This is a genomic window from Nitrospirota bacterium (assembly GCA_040757595.1).
Classification (GTDB): Bacteria; Nitrospirota; Nitrospiria; order Nitrospirales; family Nitrospiraceae; genus JBFLWP01.
Window position 1 is genome coordinate 1 of sequence record JBFLWP010000035.1, and the last position, 1,706, is coordinate 1,706.

The window sequence follows — 1,706 nt, forward strand, 5'->3', positions numbered from 1 at the left end:
CTGCGAAGCGCTCGAGGACCGCCTGGCCCCCGCCGTCCACACCTGGACCGGGGCGGTCAGCACCCTCTGGTCCAACCCCAGCAACTGGATCGGCGGCTCGCCGATCGGCGCTCCGCAACCCACGCTGGTCTTCCCTGTTGCGGCCGTGCGCCATGAAAGCTTCAACGACTATCACGCACCGAACCCGGTAGCGTCCGTCAAGATGCGCACATTTGGAGTTCGTAGCTTTCTGCCCTGGCAGAAGTGGCGGGGGTTCCCCCGCCGCCGACCGCGGCTATACCGCCGCGGCCGGCTCGACTACAGGCCCGGCTTCCGGCTCCTTCAGACGGCTCATGTCCAGGTAGCGGCGCGTCCCCCACTTGGTCCCCGCGATGTGCCGCAGCCGCGCCGCCACCAGCATCAAGGCCGACTGCCCGTCCGGGAAGTTGCCCACGACACGGGTCCGCCGCCGCACCTCCCGCAAGATCCGCTCCAGGGCGTTGTTCGTCCGCAGCCGTGTCCAGTGTTCGCGCGGGAACGCCATATAGCTCAACGTCTCCACGACGCCTTCACGGAGCAACGCGGCCGCCTTGGGCAGCTTCAGCGCCTCCAGCTTGTCCGCCACCTGGGTTGCCTTCTGCCGGGCCGCCTCCTGGTCCTCCTGGGCGTGGATCGCCTTCAGCATCGCCGCCACTTCCTTGACCCTCCCCGAGGGCACCAGCGTGAAAACGTTCCGATAAAAATGTACGACGCAGCGCTGCCAGGCGGCCTCCGGGAAGCAGTCGCCCAGCGCCTCCAGCAGGCCCAGGCACTTGTCGGAGGTCACCAGCCGCACGCCCTTCAGGCCGCGCGCCTTGAGGTGCCTCAAGAAGGTCAGCCAGGCCGCCGCGTCCTCCTTGCCGCCCTCCATCACACCCAGCATCTCCCGGAAGCCGTCGGCGTTGACGCCGATGGCCACCAGTACGGCCACGTTCTTGACCTCCCCGCCCCAGTTCCGCTTCAGCCAGATGCCGTCGAGGAACACGTAGGCGTGCTCCCCCTCGATGGGCCGGTTCCGCCAGGCCTCGATGTGGCCGTAGATCTTCTGGTTCAGTTCGCTGACCGTGCTCGGGCTGACGCGCGTGCCCCACAAGGCCTCGGTGATGTCCTCCACCCGCCGCACCGACACCCCGGCCAGGTACATCTCGATCAACGCCTCCTCGACGCTTGACTCGCGGCGCTGGTAGCGCTCGATGATCTGCGTCTCGAACGGCAACTTCCGCAGGCGGGGTACCTGGAGGGCGACCTGCCCCGCTTTGGTGTGCAGTTGGCGGGTGTAGTGCCCGGCGCGCGTGTCCAGCCGCTCCGGACTGCGCTCGTAGCGTGTGGCCCCGCAGAGGGCGTCGGCCTCGGCGTCGAGCAGGGCGTTGAGGGTCTGCTCCACGGAGTCGCGGACCACCTGATGGAGGTGGGCTTTGAGCTGGCCCTCGTCGATGCGGATCACGTCCCGGAACGGTTCCGGGGCAGTCGTCAGTTCAGGGTTCATGGCAGGCTCCTGGTGTCACTCGGTTCGGTCAAGACAACCATAGTTCCTGCCAGGGCTGATTCCACTACCCCCAAAGTGCGCATTATTCAGGACGTTATCCCGAACCCGCCACTCTATTCTGAGATATCAATTCAAGGGACAGGTTATGCTATCTCAGGCGGCCACCTCATCCTCCGGGGGATCACCGCCAGCAACTCGACCG

The 1,706-nt window shown here is 66.6% G+C and carries 1 protein-coding gene; it reads right to left on the reverse strand.

Annotated elements, in window-relative coordinates:
• Positions 1 to 274: 274 nt before the first annotated feature.
• The gene (locus tag AB1411_16975; GenBank protein MEW6545284.1) at positions 275 to 1,504 is read right to left on the reverse strand and encodes an IS256 family transposase; all 1,230 of its coding nucleotides are present in this window, start codon (positions 1,502 to 1,504) and stop codon (positions 275 to 277) included.
• Positions 1,505 to 1,706 lie beyond the last annotated feature (202 nt).

Excerpts from the sequence above, each read along its gene's own strand:
- AB1411_16975 (MEW6545284.1), bottom strand. The coding sequence starts at position 1,504 with ATGAACCCTGAACTGACGACTGCCCCGGAACCGTTCCGGGACGTGATC.